Origin of the sequence: Alkalibacillus haloalkaliphilus C5 (assembly GCF_000269905.1) — a bacterium.
GTDB classification, from domain to species: Bacteria; Bacillota; Bacilli; order Bacillales; family Alkalibacillaceae; genus Alkalibacillus; species Alkalibacillus haloalkaliphilus_A.
Map to the genome: position 1 here is coordinate 1 of NZ_AKIF01000044.1, position 18,365 is coordinate 18,365.

The following is an 18,365-nucleotide window of genomic DNA, read 5'->3' on the forward strand; positions in this document are numbered from 1 at the left end:
CGTTTTTAGCATCAACTTTTGTAGCTAAATGTTCTCCCACTTGATAGGCAAGGTTATTAATCGTCGCATGATCAACACCTTGATCTTCTGCTTGGTGCAAGCGATCACCAAGGAAGTCCTTCCATTGTTCGAAGTTATCTAAAACGGACATCGCTCATCCTCCTTTTGATATAAGTCACTTATATTTTGAGCCGAAAGATGAACTTTATACATTAAGCTAACTAATTCCGCCGTTTACTTTTAAAATATGTCCGTTAACATAGCTCGATTGACTTGAACATAGAAACTTAACACAATTGGCTACTTCACTTGATTCACCTAACCTGCTAAGTGGAACGTCTTCTATCCAATAACCTATTTCTTCTTTTGTTAAAACTTCATTCATTTTTGTATTAATAAAACCTGGTGTTACACCATTTATTCTAATGCCAGAAGGTCCCATTTCTTTAGCTAATGACTTAACAAAGTTAATTTGAGCACTTTTCATCATGGAGTACCATACTTCAAAGCTCGCCCCTTCTTCACCCCAAATAGATGATATGACAACAATGTTACCATATTGTTTTTTAACCATTGGGGCTAAAAAGGCTTGTGTAATTAACGTTGTAGCCTTTATGTGAACGTTGTATAAACAATCCATTGTCTTTTCATCTAATTTTATAAACGTTTGAGATAAAGCTTGTCCTTGTGCGAACACAATCGTATCTACATCAAAAGGGGTACGATCAATTAATGAATAGATTTCATCTGGTTGCGTTAGGTCAGCCTGTACAGACATTAACACTTGATCTTCATGTAAGCTCTCCACCAATTCATCAACAACATGGCCATTTTTACTATAATGTAAAATAAACCGTCTATTATGTTGTTCAGCTAAAGCTTGAACTGTAGCCTTACCAATTTCCCCACTTGAACCTATAACTAGAACAATCTCCTCGTTCTTCACCGCTTACTCCCCTTCAGGAACTACCATACAAATGGCAATTTGCTCTTCACTAACCCATTTAGAAAGATTGTCTTTAAAACGATCCAAAGTTAAATTTTCAAGCGTCTCAAAGATATTTCTAAAGTCTAATCCCATTTGATTATACTGCATAAAGTTGTTCGCAGTCCCTTCGATGTCATTAAACTCTCGGATTAGTTCACCGTACTTTTTCTTCTTTGCGCGATCGAATTCTTTTTCATCTATTTGTTCATCTTTTATTTGTAGGAACATTTCTTTCACACGCTTACTGAACTTCTCAGGCTCCATCGTATTAGCACCTACTGCCGTGAAGCCGAAAGATTCTTCTAATACAAATTCTAAACGCAACGTGTCGATCGTTAGGCCTTCTTGGTACAACTCTTCAAAATAACGTCCACTCTTTGAGAAGTATAAATCTAATACGATGTCTCGTACTAAGTCATTTTCTAAAAGGACATCTTGTTGTAATGCTTCTGGCTTTTCCTTAATCGCAACCATACATTTCGGAGTACTTATTGGCATTTTTATAACTTCTTGCTGTTTATGAACTTGTACTGGTTCATTTCCATAATCACGTTCGATCTCTTTTTGATCTTCAAATGATTTATTATTTTGGTTATCACGTACTAACGTTTCGATTTCGTTTAAATCAAAGTTTCCAATGATAAACAACTGCATATTAGACGGGTGATAAAATGTCTCATAGCAAGTGTATAAGTCTTCATGTGTAATTTTATTAATTGATTCAACTGTACCTGCAATGTCGATATGAACTGGGTGTTTTTCGAACATAGCACCTAACGTGCCGAAGAATAACCGCCAGTCCGCTTTATCGTCGTACATACGAATCTCTTGTTCGATAATGCCTTTCTCTTTCTCTACACTTTCCTCTGTAAAGTAAGGGTCTTGGACAAAGTCTAACAACGTTTCAACATTTTCTTTTACGTCAGATGTGCTTGAAAACAAATAGGCTGTTTGTGTAAATGATGTAAAAGCATTAGCTGATGCACCACGCTCAGAAAAGTGTTGAAAAACATCTCCGTCTTCTTTTTCAAACATTTTATGTTCTAAAAAGTGAGCAATACCATCAGGAACTGTAACCATTTCTTGTTCATTTAATGGTATAAACTTTTGGTCAATTGAACCATATTTTGTAGAAAAAATCGCAAATGTTTTCTCTAATTCATCTTTAGGGTATAAGAACACATCCAACCCATTTTCTAATCGGTCATGATAGATGGATTCATTTATTCGAGGAATTTTTAATTCATTCATTATCTGCACCTCCATCTTCTGCTGTTAAGAAATAAACGGTGTCTAATTGTACAAGTTTACTTACTGCAATCACTTGTTCTTTAGTTACTGATTGTATAGCCTCAACCATTTCTTGATTAGTCATTTCTTTTCCGCCAATCACTTGCTGGTAGTACCAATTGATAATACCGCGCGGGCGATCAATTGTTTCTTTTAATGAATGGATAATCGTCTTTTTCGTTTGTTCAAGCTCATCATCAGAGACTTCACCTTTTTTAATCGCTTCATGTTGCTCCATAATAATGTCTTTCGCTTGGTTATACTTTTCTGGTGCAATACCACTAAACACAAACAATAGCCCTTTATGACTTTCAAAACGGGATGCAGCATAATAAGCTAATGAATGTTTCTCACGCACATTTAAAAATAGTTTTGAATGCGGAAACCCACCGAAAATGCCATTGAACACTTGGAGTGCAGGGTACTGTTCGTCTTGATACGTAATACCAGTTCGATAACCTAAATGTAGTTTACCTTGTTGGATCTTTTGAGCTTCAGTAATATCCTTTTCTTCAGAAGGCTCATTAGGTTCAACACGTCTTATACTCACATTAGGGTTTCGATTGATTTGAAACTTACTTTCCAAAATACTTTTTGCATGCTCTTCTTCTAAATCTCCAACGATATAAATGTCTAGTTGATCTTCAGTTATCATCTTTTGATACGAATCATACAAAGATTGTGCATCAATATCGTCAAAATCTTCTAAGTATCCGTGCGAACGAATTCCGAACTTCTCGTCTTTACACATTTCATCGATTAAGCGCATATTGGCGTACTGCATTTTCTCATCAATGATTGATTTAATTTTGTTTTCTAACGTATCTTTTTCTTTTTCTACAATATTAGGGTCAAATTTGTCTCCATCTAATTTGGGATTGTTAGCAATTTCATGTAAAAAACTAATCCCTTTATGAAGAAGTTCATCTTCTCCTTCAATAAATTTTTCATTTGCTAAATCTAACGTGAAAGTAATGATATGGTTTTCACCTTTTTTAGCACTCGTAATTGAAAATTTAGCACCATACAATTCGTCTAATTCTAGTCTTAAGTCACGCTCTGTTGGATATTTAGCGGACCCTTTTTGTAATACAAAAGGTATTAATGCTCTCTTCGTTATATCTTCACGTTCAATTGGACGAGAGAACTTTAAAGCGATTGTATTCGTTTTAAATTTTTTCGTATTAATTAAATGTAACTCATAGTCATCATAGCCTACTTTATGATCGATTAACGTTTGCATGTCAGTCCTCCTTAGGAATTTCTTATTATATATTTTACCTTTATACGTTAAAACATACTATTTAACTCAGGTTCAGTAAATTTACTGAACCTGAGTTTACATAAGATTATTATTGTGAAGTTATGACGATTGTTCTTCTTGTTGTGTATTTGATGATCCTAATACTTTTCTTGGTTTACTACCTTCATAAGGTCCAACAATACCTCGTTCTTCCATTGCATCAATTAAACGAGCTGCTCTTGTGTAACCGATTCTAAACTTACGTTGCAACATTGACACGCTAGCACTTTGCATTTCAACAATTAGTTGGACAGCATCTTCATATAATTCGTCATCTACTTCTTCATGTTGTTCATTCGATTCACTTGGAATCATTTCTTCTTGATATTGTGCTTTCTGTTGTTCGATACAGAAATCGACGATTGATTCGACTTCTTCATCAGATAAGAAAGCGCCTTGTATACGTGTCGGCTTAGAGGCACCAACTGGTAAAAATAGCATGTCACCTTTACCGAGTAACTTTTCAGCACCACCACTGTCTAGGATCGTTCTAGAGTCAGTTTGAGATGATACACTAAATGCAATTCTTGAAGGGATGTTCGCTTTAATGACGCCGGTAATAACATCAACAGAAGGTCTCTGTGTAGCGATAATCAAATGAATGCCTGCAGCTCGCGCCATTTGTGCTAGACGAGTAATAGCATCTTCTACTTCATTTGATGCAACCATCATTAAGTCTGCTAATTCATCAATTAAAACGACAATGTACGGTAATTGTGGGTGGTTCTCATCTTCTTGTTCATTAACTTTATTAATGTAGTCATTATACCCTTCAATATTTCTTGTACCAGTATCAGAAAATAACTCATAACGCCTTTCCATCTCTGAAACAATCTTTTTAAGCGCTTGAGATGCCTTTTTCGGATCTGTTACAACTGGCGCTAATAGGTGTGGTATGCCATTGTATACGTTTAATTCAACCTTTTTAGGGTCAATCATCATCATTTTCACTTCATGCGGCTTGGCACGTAGTAAAATGCTTGTAATAATTCCATTTACACAAACACTTTTACCACTACCTGTCGCACCTGCAATTAACATGTGTGGCATTTTATTTAACTCAGCTGTAATAGCATCACCAGCAATATCTCGACCTAGCCCAAACAGTAATTTGGACGGACTTTGGTGAATGGGTTGCATAACTTCTCTCATCGATACTTGTGCCACTTCAGTATTTGGCACTTCAATGCCGATTGCTGACTTACCAGGTATTGGTGCTTCGATTCTAATGTCTCTAGCAGCTAAAGCTAGCGCTAGATCGTCATGCAAATTAACAATTTTACTAACTTTTACACCAACGTCTGGATAAACTTCATATTTAGTAACAGCTGGTCCTACGTGAACCTTCGTTACTTTTGCTTTAACACCAAAACTGTGAAAAGTTTGTTCTAACTTTTTAACAGTTGATTGGATTTGTGATTTCTCTTGTTGTTGCGAATGGCTAATAGGGTTCGCTAACAAGTTTAATGAAGGTAATTTATAATCTTCATTTTCAACTTCTGTTAACGGCAGTTGTTCGTGTTCATCAAATTGTTGTTCTGATTCATTCTCAACCGTTTCAGTCCATTCTTTCGTTTCAATTTCTGTTAAATCAGGTTCATTGTCATACGTTTCGAAGCCTTCAATTACAGGCTCTTCATGTGGTGTTGCGTGATCTTCAATTTCTACTGTTACTGTTTCAGGCTCTTTCTTTTCTTCTTGTTCTTTTTGTTTCTCTTCTTTGTTCTTATCTCTTTGTACCTTCAAATGATCAAGCTTAGTTTTGAAGTATGTATACACTTGGTTGATTACGTCTGTTAAAGATTTTTCTGATAACAGCATAATTCCAATAATAAGTCCAAAGAATGCCAGTACTTTTGCCCCTGCTGAAGATAGTAAGTAAAAGCTTAGGAAAAATAATAGTGCGCCTGTCATCCCAGCTCCAATTTCTTCATAAGTGACAATCCCATTTTGATAAGCATCAAAGAAATCCCACGTTAATGTAAAAATTGACTGATCAGGATTAGTCGCAACAACAGCTTCAAAAGCTTGTACATGTGTATAAAGTATAATTGAGCCGACTAATACGTAAAAGCCAATCCATTTCATTGATGTAAATGTTGGCCATGTCCTTTTCACTAATAAATAAAGTCCTAAGACAAACATAAAGCCACTAGCAATAGCGAACCAAAAACCAAACAGCCATTGCAGTAAATTTGTTAATAAGTTCGGAATAACCCCTTCACTGATCGGCGTAATTCCACTTGAGAAAATAGCAGTTAAAATTAATAGTAAACCTATTAATTCAAACTTCAATAAAGGTTTTCTTTTGTTGCGTTTTGTTTTACGTTTTTTCTTTGCCATCTTCATCACCTCAAAAATGAGTGAAGCAGCCTAATAATCGGCTGCTTCTAACGTTCATTATATCACAGAGTTACCTCATTTTGGATGATTATAAGTAATAAATTGAGCCAGGTTGTAAGTGTTTCTGTAAATAATCAGATGGGTTAGTTGATGTCATATGAACAATTTCAAAACTATTGTTTTCAACATCTCTTCTTAATTTAACTGTTGCATGATTAACATTTAACCAATGAAAACTCTCATGTTGCTCTTCATCTTCAAAAATTTCTTGTTCGAGTAATGGTGTATATATAATCATTGAACCACCTGGTCATCATCAGTTTTCCCTATTAACTCATTAAGTTTGACCATCGCTTCTTTAACGCCACCAATCGAATCAATCAAGCCATAATCAACAGCATCTTGACCAACAACGTTTGTACCGATATCACGAGTTAAATTACCTTTAGCAAACATTAAGTCTTTAAACTGATCTTCTTCAATATTTGAGTGATGCGTGACGAAATTAATCACACGATCTTGCATTTTATCAAGGTATTCAAATGTTTGTGGCACACCGACCACTAGTCCAGTTAAACGAATTGGATGAATCGTCATTGTAGCAGTTTCTGTAATAAATGAATGGTTTGCTGATACAGCAATTGGAACACCAATAGAATGTCCGCCACCTAATACGATTGATACAGAAGGTTTAGACAGAGACGATATCATTTCTGAAATTGCCAAACCTGCTTCTACGTCTCCCCCCACTGTATTTAACAAAATAATAACACCTTCGATTTTAGGGTTTTGTTCAATAGCGATTATTTGCGGAATAAGATGTTCATATTTTGTCGTCTTATTTTTAGCGGGTAATTGAAGGTGTCCTTCAACTTGTCCAATAATCGGGAGCACGTGGATATTAGAATCAGGTGCCTGAGGGACATTCGTTGAACCGAGCTGTTTAATTTTTTCCATTAATGAATCTTGGCTTTGACCTTCCTGTTTTTTCTCATCGTTATTTGGTTGATCTTGATTCATTTCTAACACCTACCTTTAGTTCGTATTGTTCGCATTTTGTTGTTAGTCATGCATAACAAAAAGTAAAAAACTGGTCTCATATTATAAATGAGACCAGTTTTACTTGGGCAAATATATTAATGATCTAATACCGTTTTTAATGTATTAAATTCTTCTAATGATAAATCAACTAAAGGTAAGCGGACTGAACCGACATCAATACCATAATAATTTAGCGCTGCTTTTACCGGTGCTGGTGAAGGGGCCATAAAGCACGCTTTCATCTTTGGTAAAATCTTTCGATGAATTTGTGCCGCTTGAGTCGTATGCCCCAAGCGAAAGGCATCAACCATTTGTTTCATTTCATTTCCTATAACATGCGCTGAAACGGAGACAACTCCTTTTGAACCGACAGCTAACGATGGTAATGTCATACTGTCATCACCAACATATAAACTGAAAGAATCATCCGTCCTTTCGATAATTTCACTCATCATATCTAAATCGCCACTAGCATCTTTCGTTGATACAATATTGGAGATTTTTGATAACTCGACTGTCGTATCAACAGACATGTTAACTACAGAGCGACCTGGCACATTATAAAGCATAACTGGTAATGATGTACTTTCAGCAATTGTTTTAAAGTGTAAGTATAAACCTTCTTCATTCGGTTTATTGTAATACGGTGTGACTAACATAATGCCATCGACACCTGTTTTAGTAGCTTGCTTAGTCAACTCTACCGCCGCCTGTGTATGATTACTACCGGTGCCAGCGAGAACCGGTATTCGATTGTTGACCATCTCTTTTACAGCAGTAAAAAGCTGTATTTTTTCCTCACTTGATAACGTCGGTGACTCACCTGTTGTTCCGCCTAATACTAAACCTTCAGATCCGTTTGCAATTAAATACTCAACTAACTTCTCAGTTTTGTGTAAATCTAAACGTCCTTCATCGTCAAAGGGCGTAACCATCGCAGTTAAAACATTCCCAAAATCCACTGTCAAAACCCCTTCCACAAATTAACGATCTTCGAGAAACTCTTGGTGTAATGCGTTAACCGCATTTTCAAGGTCTTGTTCTTTTACTAACACCCATATAGTAGTATGGCTATCTGCCGACTGTAATATTTGGATGTTAAATTTTGATAATGCTGATACGACACGAGAAGCAACACCTGGAACTCCTTGGATTCCAGCACCTACTGTTGAAACTTTTGCGCATTTTTCAACAATTTTAAAATCATAATTTAACGCTTCTATAATAGAAGTAGTAGTCTTTAGTTTGTGTGTAGGGACAGTGAATGTTATACCATCTGTTGTAATATTGAAAAAGTCAACTGAGATTTGTTCTGATGCTAATTTGGTTAATACGTCATTATGCAAACGAATTGAATCTTCTTTAGTAAATACTTTAACTTGTGTAATGCCAGAAACGTGTGCAATACCAGTAACTAGTCGATCTTTAAAGCCTTGGTCGACTGTTTGGTCTTTCTTTGCAGTTACTAAAGTACCGGCATCATTAGAGTATGTTGATCGTACTCGAATCGGAATCTTTTCTTGCATCGCAATTTCAACAGCTCTAGGGTGAATTACTTTAGAGCCTTGGTATGCTAAGTGAACAATTTCATTATATGTCATTACTTGTAAGGTTTTAGCATTTTCAACAAGTCGTGGGTCCGCTGTTTTAATTCCATCTACATCTGTAAAAATGTCAACATAATCAGAGTCCATCGCGGCTCCTAATGCAACAGCAGAAGTATCAGAACCACCACGACCAAGAGTCGTAACATTACCACCCTCATCTTGGCCTTGGAAACCAGCTACGACGACAACATCATTGCTTTTTAAATACTTATGAATTTCTGTTGGGTCGACTTTATTAATTCTAGAGTCTGTATAATCACTGGTTGTTAATATACCAGCACGCGACCCTGTTAATGCCGTCGCCGTTACACCTTGTTGTTTCAACTCATGTGTAAAAACGACAGAAGAAATCGTTTCCCCACAGGACATTAATAAATCAACTTCACGTTTCGTAACGTCTGTTTCAGGATAATCAATTAAATCTAGTAAAGAATCCGTTGCGTATGGTTCACCTTTGCGTCCCATTGCAGAGACGACTACGACGACTCGATACCCTTCATTAATTGTATCCTTTATATGTTGAATTGCTCGACCTCTGATCGCTTCATCACGAACAGAGGTCCCACCAAACTTTTGCACTAACGTTTTCATCTTTGCACCTCAACTTATGCTTCAGAGTTTATTTCGATTAATGCTTGAGCGATTTGTACTGAATTCCAAGCAGCCCCTTTTAGTACGTTGTCTGCTACAACCCATAAGTGGAATCCATTTGGTACATCTAAGTCTTTTCTTACTCGACCGACAAAAATATCTAATTTACCTTCTGCAGATAATGGTGTTGGATATCCTTGGTTTACAATATCATCTTCTAATACAACACCAGGTGCATCTTTAATAGTACCTTGTAATTGAGGTACTGAAATGTTCTCTCATCAATTTCGACATAGATACTCTCAGCGTGTGAATAGAAAAATGGTAAACGCACGCATGTTGCAGCAACATTTAAGTCAGGAAGACTCATAATTTTCTTCGTTTCATTAACCATCTTCATTTCTTCAAATGTATAGTGATTGTCTTCAAATGTATCGATCTGAGGCAACGCATTAAATGCAATCGGGAAGTGCTTTGGCTCAGATTTCACTGGCATGATTTCTGTATGAACTGTTTCACCGTCTAACATCGCACGTGTTTGGTGTTTAAGCTCTTCAATTGCATCATTACCTGATCCTGAAACAGATTGATAAGTTGAAACAATGATACGGTTTAGACCATATTTTTCACGGATTGGTTCTAATGCCGCTACCATTTGAATAGTTGAACAGTTAGGGTTAGCAATAATCCCTTTATGATCTTTAATGTCCTCTTTGTTCACTTCAGGAACAACCAACGGAACTTCTTCATGCATACGGAATGCACTTGTGTTATCAATAACAACAGCTCCACGGTCTACAGCTTCTTGCGCTAACTGTTTAGATACTGAACCCCCTGCTGAAAATAAGGCAATATCAATTCCTTCAAAGGCTTCTGGAGCAGCTTCTTGAATAGTAACTTCTCCACCTTTGTATTCAACCGTTTTTCCGACTGAACGCTTTGATGCTAACGGACGTAGTTCATCAATTGGGAACTCGACCTGTTCTAACATCTCAATTATTTTTTCACCTACTGCACCTGTTGCTCCTACAACTGCTACATTGTATCTGCTTTTAGCTTCCACTTTTATTCCCTCCATAACTACGTATATAAAATTTTCTATTAACAGTCTATCATATTTTTATATTATTAACACCTTTGTTAATATTCTCTTAACATTGGCTGCAATTGCTCACCGTCAAGCGCTTTTTCAACTGTATTTGGTAGCAGTGACATATGTGCTACTAAAGAAGTAGGTTTCTTCACTGGATCATCTTGCCCATATGGTACAAAATAGACATGCTTAGCAGCTAATAGTTTAGCAATATTTGCAGCATTTAATCCTAAGGCATCGTTTGTAGAGATGGCTAAAACGACAGGTTTGCGATTTCTTAACGTCGCTTTAGCTGCCATCAAGACGGGACTGTCTGTTAGTGCATTAGCAAATTTACTTAAAGAAGCACCTGTCATGGGTGCAATAACCATACAATCTAATGGTTCTTTAGGTCCTAGCGGTTCTGCTAAAGGGATTGTATTTACAAGTGGCTTTTGCGTGATCTCTTTAATTCTAGCAATATGTTGTTCAGCCTCGCCGAACTTTGTGTCAGTAGTCTGAACCGTATAAGATACTATCGGTACAACTTCAGCACCGCGATCAACTAAATCTTGCAAAATTGGAAATGTCTCATCATACGTACAATGTGAACCTGTTAACCCAAATCCTATTCTTTTACCTTTTAAATCCAATCAAACCGAACTCCTTCCGTTATTCATGATCATGCATAACGGTTTGAATGACATGGGCTAAAATCTTACCAGCTGTTTTCGGTGCGACCATCCCTGGCAAACTAGGTGCGAGCATAGCGTTGACACCACGCTTTTTGGCATATCGAAAATCTACCCCACCTGGTTTTGACGCTAAATCGATAATTAAACAATCCACTGGTAGTGCACTTATAATTTTAGGCGTTACGATTAAATCTGGTATAGTGTTAATTAATATGTTACAGTCCTTTACTGAGTCGACAAGATCAGTCTCTTCTATTGGTTTAGCGTGAGACTCAAAAACTCTTGCTAAATCATCGTTTCTTCGTGCATACACTGAAACATTTGAACCTAATCCTTGAAAAGGTCTAACTAACGTCTTCCCAACTCTTCCAAACCCTAAAATGGTTACGTTGGAATTATGAATAGTAAAGTCTGTATGTTGAATCGCTAGCATTATGGCACCTTCAACTGTTGGAATTGAGTTATAAATCGCAACATCATCTCGGTCCATCAATGCGACAATACGGTCTTGAAAGCTACTTAATTGCCTTAAGTACGGTGTCATAATCCCAGTAAACATTAAACAATGGTCAGGAAATTCATTTAATCCCTCTTCAGTTAACTGTATAGAAGAATCACTAAAATGACTATCCGCATAACCGTCCTGATCTAGCCCAGTAATCGGTAAGATGATTGCATCAATTTGATTTTTCACTAAACGATCCTCAGTCGTTAAAACGACATTTTCTAACTGATCTTCCGCTTCATCAAACCCAATAGCATAGACGCTAGCATCAAATAATGACAATTGTTTAATTAACTCAATGAACCTGGCGTCGCCACCTACAATTAACACTGACTTTCCTGTTAACATCTCATCACCTACCCATTATCATTCAATCCAATATATACTATGTAAGCGTCTAGGAAAAGTGAAAACTGACTTTCCAAATTTTAAGGAAAGCCAGTTATACTTATGATTTCAATACAGTTATTCGGTTTTATATGATCTCAAAAGTCGGTTCGTTTAATGACAATCATATCGTCACCAATTACTTCAATATCTGACCATTTAATAGTAGCAGTGGATTCTCCCTTTTTAAAACCTAACATTGAGTAATCTTGAATAACGATTCGTTCAATTTGGCCAGTTGATTCATTAATTTGTAAGTCGGTATGTCCTAAGACACCTAATCTCTCTCCACGATCTGCATCAATTAATTCTTTTCCTGATAAGTCTCTATAACGCATAAACATCTACCTTTCCAGGATGGTTTATACCATTATATGCTTTCAGGTGAAATCAATGCACGAGCTGGCTTAGAATTAAACATTTCATTGGCAATTTTCTTAATATCAGCATGTGATACTTGTTCTAGTTTTGTAATCAATTCATCAAGTGTTAAATGAGGCTGCTGTAACAGCTCATTGCGACCGTTACGGTTCATTCGACTACTTGGATTTTCTAACCCTAATACTAGTTGTCCTTTTAATTGCTGAATTGTATTCGTTAATTCTTGATCCGTAATACCATTTAATTTAATATCATCTATAATACTATTAATGATAGCTTCCATTTCTTCAAGTTGATCGGGTGCTGTTGCACTATAAATTGTTAGTAATCCGTTATCGCGGAATGGATTGTGAAATGAAAATATAGCATAGGACAAACCTTTTTCTTCTCTAACTTGCTGGAACATCCTAGAGCTCATACTACCGCCTAGTACGTTGTTTAAGACAGAGACAGTCAATACTTCATCAGTTCCAATAGGATAGCCATTATAACCGATACACAAGTGGGATTGACTAGTATCGTCAGTTTTGTCAACATTGCCTGAAGTGAAAATTGTCTTCATACTGTCTTCATGCTGATCATTCGACCTAATATCCCCTAAGTGTGTAGACACTTTGTCGCGAAAGTTTACTGGAACGTTACCTGCTATTGAAACGACCATACGTTCAGATGTGTAATATCGTTCCATATAATTTATAATATCTGACCTAGATAAATTATGTAACGCTTCACGACTGCCTAAAATTGATTGTGACAATGGGTGACTTTCAAAGCTCACTTCATGCAAATAGTCGTGAATGATATCATCTGGATCATCTTCTGTCATTAGTATCTCTTCTAATACGACTTTCTTTTCTCTTTCAAGCTCTTCTTCAACAAATTTAGAGTTTAAAATCATATCAGACAGCACTTCTAATGCTTCTTCAGCATGTTGGTCCATAACTCTTGCATAAAGACAAGTATACTCTTTTGAAGTGAATGCATTGACTTGTCCCCCAATTTTATCGAAAGCTTCAGCTATATCTTTTGGAGACCTTTTGTCAGTTCCTTTGAAAAGCATGTGTTCAATCAAATGTGAAATACCATTAATATTTTCGGGTTCATTGCGTGATCCAGTCAAAATCCATATTCCGATTGAAACAGAACGAACCCCGTCCATTTGCTCTTCAACCACTTTTAAGCCGTTGTTGAGTTCGTATCTTTGTAACACTGTATAAACCTCTCCCATTAACTATTAATTTCATAAATGTCATGACATAAAAAAGAACTGGTAAACACCAGCTCTATCTTATGTTTCCAACTACATGGATTGTTCTGATTCTTGTTCTTTTAATGCTGCTTTACGTGATAAGTTGACACGACCTTGTTGGTCAATTTCTTTAACTTTAACTAACATCTCATCACCGACATCAGCTACGTCAGTTACGTTTTTGATGTGTTGTTCATCAAGTTCACTAATATGAACTAGTCCATCTTTACCGCTGAATAGTTCTACAAATGCACCGAACTTTTCAACGCGTTTTACTTTACCTAAATAGATCTTACCTACCTCAACCTCGCGCACTAAATCTTCAATAATTTGTTTGGCATGGTTAATCTTAGTACGATCTGGTGATGAAATGAATATGCGACCATCTTGTTCAATATCGATTTTAACATCTGTTTCTTCGATGATTTTATTAATTTGTTTACCACTTGGCCCAATAACATCACGGATTTTATCTGGTTTAATTGTAATTTTTTCGATTTTAGGCGCGTATTCAGAAAGTTCTTCACGTGGTTGTGGAATGGTCGCAACCATATGGTCTAAAATTTCCATGCGACCTTTTTTCGCTTGTGTTAAGGCTTCTTCTAAAATTTCTTTTGATAAACCGTCAACTTTAATGTCCATTTGTAGCGCTGTAACACCTTCGCTTGTACCAGCTACTTTAAAGTCCATGTCACCTAAAGCATCTTCCATACCTTGAATGTCAGTTAGTACCGTATAGTTCTCACCGGCTTTAACTAACCCCATTGCAATACCTGCAACTGGTCTTTTAAGTGGTACCCCTGCATCCATCATCGCCATTGTTCCTGCACAAATACTAGCTTGTGAAGTAGAACCGTTTGATTCTAATATTTCAGAAACAACTCTTATCGTATAAGGGAATTCACTATCATCTGGAATGACAGGATCTAAGGCGCGTTCACCTAATGCTCCGTGACCAATTTCACGTCTACCTGGGCCACGAACAGGACCCGTTTCACCTACACTATACTGTGGGAAGTTGTAGTGGTGCATAAAACGTTTTTCTTCTTCAAGATCTAACCCATCTAGAATTTGCACATCGCCTAAAGGCCCAAGTGTACATACACTTAAAGCTTGCGTTTGTCCACGAGTGAACATCGCAGAACCATGTGTTCTCGGTAAAACTTCAGTACGTGAAGTTAATAGACGAATTTCATCAACTTTACGACCATCAGGGCGGATTTTATCTACAGTAATTAAGCGACGTACTTCCTCTTTAACAATTGAATCTAGCACCGCTTTAACTTGTCCGATTACGTCACTTTCTGCTTCTGCTTCTTCATATTGTTCAACGATTTCTTTCTTTACAGCGTCAATCGCCTCTTCACGAGCTAATTTTTCTTCTGTTTTAATTGCAAAAACTAGCTTGTCTTTGGCTAATTTCTCAACTTCTGAAGCAATGTCTTCTTCTGGAGTGAATAATGTCACTTCCATTTTCTCTTTACCTACTTCTGCAACAATCTCTTCTTGGAATGCGACTAAACGTTTAATTTCTTCATGGCCAAACATAATCGCTTCTAACATAATATCTTCTGGTACCTCTTGCGCACCAGCCTCAACCATGTTGATTGCATCTTTAGTACCAGCTACTGTTAATTCGATGTCACTTTCTTTCATTTGTTCAATCGTAGGGTTAATAACAAACTCTCCATTTACTCGACCAACATTAACACCAGCAATTGGTCCATCAAATGGAATATCTGAGATGCATAATGCGAGGGAAGAACCGGTCATAGCGGCAATTTCCGAAGAACAATCTTGATCAACACTCATTACGGTACTCATCACTTGTACTTCATTTCTAAAACCATCAGCAAATAATGGTCTAATTGGTCGATCAATTAAACGAGAAGTTAAAACAGCTTTATCACTTGGTTTACCTTCACGCTTTATGAAACCACCGGGGATCTTACCAACAGCGTATAATTTTTCCTCATAGTTAATTGTAAGTGGGAAGAAAGGTAAATCTTTAGGTTCATTAGAGGCTGTAGCAGCTACTAATACTGATGTATCACCGTATCTTACCATCGTTGCACCATTTGCTTGTTTAGCAACTTCCCCAATTTCAAATGTTAATTGTCTTCCACCAACATCGATCGAATATGACTTCATTTCATTCGTCATAGTTTTAATTGCTCCTTCCAAAAACTGTTCTTATGTAATCACAAGTACACTTTTATTATTCATTTTATTACTTGTCGTTATGCTTGTAAAAGCTTTATGATAAAGAAAAAGCGGGTGATATCCCCGCTTTTTGTGACAAACCTTATCGACGTAGACCAAGTTGATTGATCAATTCACGGTAGCGTTGAATGTCTTTGTTACGTAGATAGTTTAACAAATGACGACGTCTACCAACCATTTTCATTAAACCACGACGAGAGTGGTGGTCATTTTTGTGCTCACGTAAGTGATTGTTTAAAGTAGTAATCTGTTCTGTTAGGATAGCTACCTGTACCTCTGGAGAACCAGTATCATTCTCGTGAGTCTTAAATTCGCTGATTAATTCGCTTTTGCGTTGTTGTGAAATTGCCATCCTATTCACCTCCTAATATTTTATAATCCCCTTCTTCCTAGCATTCGGCGGAGAGACGTTATGCCAAGAACAAGGTTAATTTCATACAATAATTACAATACACGTTATAAGCGCTAAATGCAAGTATTATCTATATTTCGATAAGAATTTTTTCGCTTCAACCTCATCTTGTTTTATTCGATCGACTAATGTATCAACATTGTCGAATTTTTCTTCATTACGAATGTAGTGCAAAAATGAAACGACGATCTCTTCGCCATATAGATTTTGGTCAAAATCAAAAACATTGACTTCAATAATTGGCTTGTCATGTTCACCCTCAAATGTAGGATTGTATCCGACACTTGCCATTCCACCATATGTTTGATTGGCGTATTCAACTTGCACAACATAAACGCCCACTCTTGGTACTTTATGTTCTGGGTCAACATCTAAGTTGGCAGTAGGGAAACCAATCTCTCTACCTCGTTTGTACCCTTCTTTAACTTTAGATTTAATTTTAAATGGACGGCCTAATAGTTGTTCTGTGTACTCAAGGTTACCTAAAGAAAGTTGTTCCCTTATTAAGGTTGAGCTAACTTTTTCATTTTTTATTGAGACTTGATCAACTACAGAATGGGTGAACCTTCCTTTTGAATAGCTTTCCATTTCTTGAATTTTTCCAGCCCCTTTATGACCGAAAGAAAAGTCAAATCCACCTACTACATGTTTGACATTTAAGTCAGTAAAAAACTGATCAACAAATGATTGTGGTGATAGTTTAGCTAAATGACGATCAAAAGTCACAATAATTACATAATCTAAATCCATACTTTTAAACAAGTCTAGCTTTTCATTAAGTGACGTTATTAAGTAATCAGAAAGTGGCTCTCCTTTAATAACTGTTAATGGATGTGGGCTAAACGTCATGACTCCAGATTTTATATTAAGTTGATTTGCTTGATTGATTGCCGTTTGTATCACTGCTTGATGCCCTTTATGTACACCATCAAAATAACCTACAGCAATACTAACTTCATCTAATGTCGGGAAATGGCTACTTTCACTCAATGACAGTTCAATAACTTCCATAAATTCACCTTCTTTACGATTGCAATACCTTAAACGGTTTAATTTGGCCAGGTTTAGTCGGATGGTGTTGATATAATGCAATTAATTGTCCTAGTTCATCTTCAACTCTAAACAAGTCAACTTCTTTTAGTTTAGAGGGAACAGGCAGTACTTGTCCATGCTTAAACCGAATAATTTCATCATTATTTGCTATATATAATGGTAAATAAGATAAAGGGGATGACGGGTTAATAATAAACTTTTCGACTTGTTCATCTTTTTTGGCGGCTTCTAGCTGCTCAAATGTAACAGATTCATGTGATTTAAATGAACCTGCCTCTTCTCTAACTAAGTGAGACATGTGAGCTGGGTATCCTAGCATTTTACCAATATCAACACAAAGAGTTCTAATGTAAGTCCCGCTCGAACAAGTAGCTTGAAAGGAAAACCTTATATCTTGTTGATTGTGTATTTTTAACTGTTGACTTAAGTTAGTTATATTATAAATTGTAACTTCTCGACTCGGACGCTCTACTTCAAGTCCTTCTCGAGCATATTCATATAGTTTCATTCCGTTAACTTTAACTGCAGAATACATTGGTGGAACTTGAGTTAGTGTACCTTCAAAATGTTTAATTACATCATTACATTGTTCAATAGTAAGTGTTTCAGGAATGTCTTTCTGATCAACCACTTCACCTGTGTGGTCTTCAGTCGTTGTTTGCTTACCTAAAGAAACTTCAGCAACGTATGTTTTAGGTTGGTCAGTAATTAACGTTGTCAATTTAGTTGCCTTTCCTACTGTAATCGGCAATACACCTTCAACTTCAGGGTCTAACGTACCAGTGTGTCCAATCTTTTTCGTCCTTAATATTCCTCGTAGTTTCATAACACAATCGTGTGAAGTCATCCCTTTTGGCTTCCATAATGGAATAAATCCGTTCATTCAATGCACCTCTTTTATGTAAAAGCCTTTTGGTTAATTACAACCAAAAAGATTATATCTTAAATACACACTAAAGGATAGACGTAATTGTCTATCCTTTAAACGTGTATATAAAGGTTATTCCCTATTGAGATCATTTAAAATGTTTTCGATTTTGTTTCCGTATTGAATAGCTTCATCAATTTCAAATGAGATCTCTGGCGTTTTACGTAATCGAATACGCTTGCCAATTTCAGTTCTAATGAAACCTTTAGACTTTGCTAAGCCTATTAATGTTTCTTCTTGTTGTTCATCATCACCGAAAATGGAAATAAAAACTTTCGCTTGTTGTAAATCCCCACT

Annotated in this window: 18 protein-coding genes and 1 pseudogene; all 19 read right to left on the reverse strand. The window is 36.4% G+C overall.

The features are described 5' to 3' along the window. A partial coding sequence (locus tag A194_RS19735; protein ID WP_017186062.1) for a DUF3243 family protein occupies window positions 1–151 on the reverse strand: 151 nt, incomplete at its 3' end. A 66-nt stretch (window positions 152–217) separates the two neighbouring features. Beyond that, on the reverse strand, window positions 218–946 hold the full coding sequence (gene ymfI / locus A194_RS0106565; protein WP_017186063.1) for an elongation factor P 5-aminopentanone reductase: 729 nt from the start codon (window positions 944–946) through the stop codon (window positions 218–220). Between the two features lie 3 nt (window positions 947–949). Then, a complete protein-coding gene (gene yfmH / locus A194_RS0106570) occupies window positions 950–2,239 on the reverse strand; it encodes an EF-P 5-aminopentanol modification-associated protein YfmH (protein ID WP_017186064.1) in 1,290 nt (429 codons plus the stop codon). Continuing rightward, window positions 2,232–3,521, reverse strand: a complete 1,290-nt coding sequence (gene yfmF, locus A194_RS0106575) for an EF-P 5-aminopentanol modification-associated protein YfmF (RefSeq protein ID WP_017186065.1) — start codon at window positions 3,519–3,521, stop codon at window positions 2,232–2,234. The genes yfmH and yfmF overlap by 8 nt, the downstream gene beginning before the upstream one ends. 120 nt (window positions 3,522–3,641) lie before the next feature. After that, window positions 3,642–5,924: an FtsK/SpoIIIE family DNA translocase gene (locus A194_RS0106580; protein ID WP_017186066.1), complete on the reverse strand. Its 2,283-nt coding sequence runs from the start codon at window positions 5,922–5,924 to the stop codon at window positions 3,642–3,644. Between the two features lie 88 nt (window positions 5,925–6,012). Continuing rightward, the gene (locus tag A194_RS0106585) at window positions 6,013–6,222 is read right to left on the reverse strand and encodes a YlzJ-like family protein (protein ID WP_017186067.1); all 210 of its coding nucleotides are present in this window, start codon (window positions 6,220–6,222) and stop codon (window positions 6,013–6,015) included. Then, the gene (locus tag A194_RS0106590; RefSeq protein ID WP_017186068.1) at window positions 6,219–6,944 is read right to left on the reverse strand and encodes a ClpP family protease; all 726 of its coding nucleotides are present in this window, start codon (window positions 6,942–6,944) and stop codon (window positions 6,219–6,221) included. Before A194_RS0106590 ends, A194_RS0106585 begins: the two co-directional genes overlap by 4 nt. Window positions 6,945–7,060: 116 nt before the next feature. After that, window positions 7,061–7,927 carry a 4-hydroxy-tetrahydrodipicolinate synthase gene (gene dapA / locus A194_RS0106595; protein ID WP_017186069.1) on the reverse strand — a complete coding sequence of 289 codons (867 nt, stop codon included), beginning with the start codon at window positions 7,925–7,927 and terminating at the stop codon, window positions 7,061–7,063. 21 nt (window positions 7,928–7,948) lie between these two features. Further along, on the reverse strand, window positions 7,949–9,163 hold the full coding sequence (gene dapG / locus A194_RS0106600; protein WP_017186070.1) for an aspartate kinase: 1,215 nt from the start codon (window positions 9,161–9,163) through the stop codon (window positions 7,949–7,951). Between the two features lie 14 nt (window positions 9,164–9,177). Beyond that, window positions 9,178–10,226: pseudogene (locus tag A194_RS17640) on the reverse strand (aspartate-semialdehyde dehydrogenase). Window positions 10,227–10,303: 77 nt separating this feature from the next. Next, window positions 10,304–10,888, reverse strand: coding sequence for a dipicolinate synthase subunit B (locus A194_RS0106610; protein WP_017186071.1), 585 nt, complete (start codon window positions 10,886–10,888; stop codon window positions 10,304–10,306). 19 nt (window positions 10,889–10,907) lie between these two features. Then, window positions 10,908–11,783: a dipicolinic acid synthetase subunit A gene (gene dpaA / locus A194_RS0106615; RefSeq protein WP_017186072.1), complete on the reverse strand. Its 876-nt coding sequence runs from the start codon at window positions 11,781–11,783 to the stop codon at window positions 10,908–10,910. Between the two features lie 137 nt (window positions 11,784–11,920). Beyond that, on the reverse strand, window positions 11,921–12,160 hold the full coding sequence (locus A194_RS0106620; RefSeq protein ID WP_017186073.1) for a YlmC/YmxH family sporulation protein: 240 nt from the start codon (window positions 12,158–12,160) through the stop codon (window positions 11,921–11,923). Between the two features lie 32 nt (window positions 12,161–12,192). Then, window positions 12,193–13,413: a M16 family metallopeptidase gene (locus A194_RS0106625; protein WP_017186074.1), complete on the reverse strand. Its 1,221-nt coding sequence runs from the start codon at window positions 13,411–13,413 to the stop codon at window positions 12,193–12,195. Between the two features lie 90 nt (window positions 13,414–13,503). Next, window positions 13,504–15,615, reverse strand: a complete 2,112-nt coding sequence (gene pnp / locus A194_RS0106630; protein ID WP_017186075.1) for a polyribonucleotide nucleotidyltransferase — start codon at window positions 15,613–15,615, stop codon at window positions 13,504–13,506. Between the two features lie 142 nt (window positions 15,616–15,757). After that, a complete protein-coding gene (gene rpsO, locus A194_RS0106635; protein ID WP_017186076.1) occupies window positions 15,758–16,027 on the reverse strand; it encodes a 30S ribosomal protein S15 in 270 nt (89 codons plus the stop codon). Between the two features lie 126 nt (window positions 16,028–16,153). Next, on the reverse strand, window positions 16,154–17,098 hold the full coding sequence (locus A194_RS0106640) for a bifunctional riboflavin kinase/FAD synthetase (RefSeq protein WP_017186077.1): 945 nt from the start codon (window positions 17,096–17,098) through the stop codon (window positions 16,154–16,156). Between the two features lie 13 nt (window positions 17,099–17,111). After that, complete coding sequence (gene truB / locus A194_RS0106645; protein ID WP_017186078.1) at window positions 17,112–18,023, reverse strand: tRNA pseudouridine(55) synthase TruB; 912 nt, start codon at window positions 18,021–18,023, stop codon at window positions 17,112–17,114. A 117-nt stretch (window positions 18,024–18,140) separates the two neighbouring features. Next, window positions 18,141–18,365 (reverse strand): 30S ribosome-binding factor RbfA (rbfA, locus tag A194_RS0106650; protein WP_017186079.1); only part of this gene is annotated, 225 nt, incomplete at its 5' end.

What these genes read in the sequence shown, in the direction of transcription:
- yfmH (WP_017186064.1), bottom strand. Translation starts at nt 2,239, where the DNA reads ATGAATGAATTAAAAATTCCTCGAATAAATGAATCCATCTATCATGAC.
- yfmF (WP_017186065.1), bottom strand. Translation starts at nt 3,521, where the DNA reads ATGCAAACGTTAATCGATCATAAAGTAGGCTATGATGACTATGAGTTA.
- A194_RS0106580 (WP_017186066.1), bottom strand. Translation starts at nt 5,924, where the DNA reads ATGGCAAAGAAAAAACGTAAAACAAAACGCAACAAAAGAAAACCTTTA.
- A194_RS0106585 (WP_017186067.1), bottom strand. Translation starts at nt 6,222, where the DNA reads ATGATTATATATACACCATTACTCGAACAAGAAATTTTTGAAGATGAA.
- A194_RS0106590 (WP_017186068.1), bottom strand. Translation starts at nt 6,944, where the DNA reads ATGAATCAAGATCAACCAAATAACGATGAGAAAAAACAGGAAGGTCAA.
- dapG (WP_017186070.1), bottom strand. Translation starts at nt 9,163, where the DNA reads ATGAAAACGTTAGTGCAAAAGTTTGGTGGGACCTCTGTTCGTGATGAA.
- dpaA (WP_017186072.1), bottom strand. Translation starts at nt 11,783, where the DNA reads ATGTTAACAGGAAAGTCAGTGTTAATTGTAGGTGGCGACGCCAGGTTC.
- A194_RS0106620 (WP_017186073.1), bottom strand. Translation starts at nt 12,160, where the DNA reads ATGCGTTATAGAGACTTATCAGGAAAAGAATTAATTGATGCAGATCGT.
- pnp (WP_017186075.1), bottom strand. Translation starts at nt 15,615, where the DNA reads ATGACGAATGAAATGAAGTCATATTCGATCGATGTTGGTGGAAGACAA.
- rpsO (WP_017186076.1), bottom strand. Translation starts at nt 16,027, where the DNA reads ATGGCAATTTCACAACAACGCAAAAGCGAATTAATCAGCGAATTTAAG.
- A194_RS0106640 (WP_017186077.1), bottom strand. Translation starts at nt 17,098, where the DNA reads ATGGAAGTTATTGAACTGTCATTGAGTGAAAGTAGCCATTTCCCGACA.
- truB (WP_017186078.1), bottom strand. Translation starts at nt 18,023, where the DNA reads ATGAACGGATTTATTCCATTATGGAAGCCAAAAGGGATGACTTCACAC.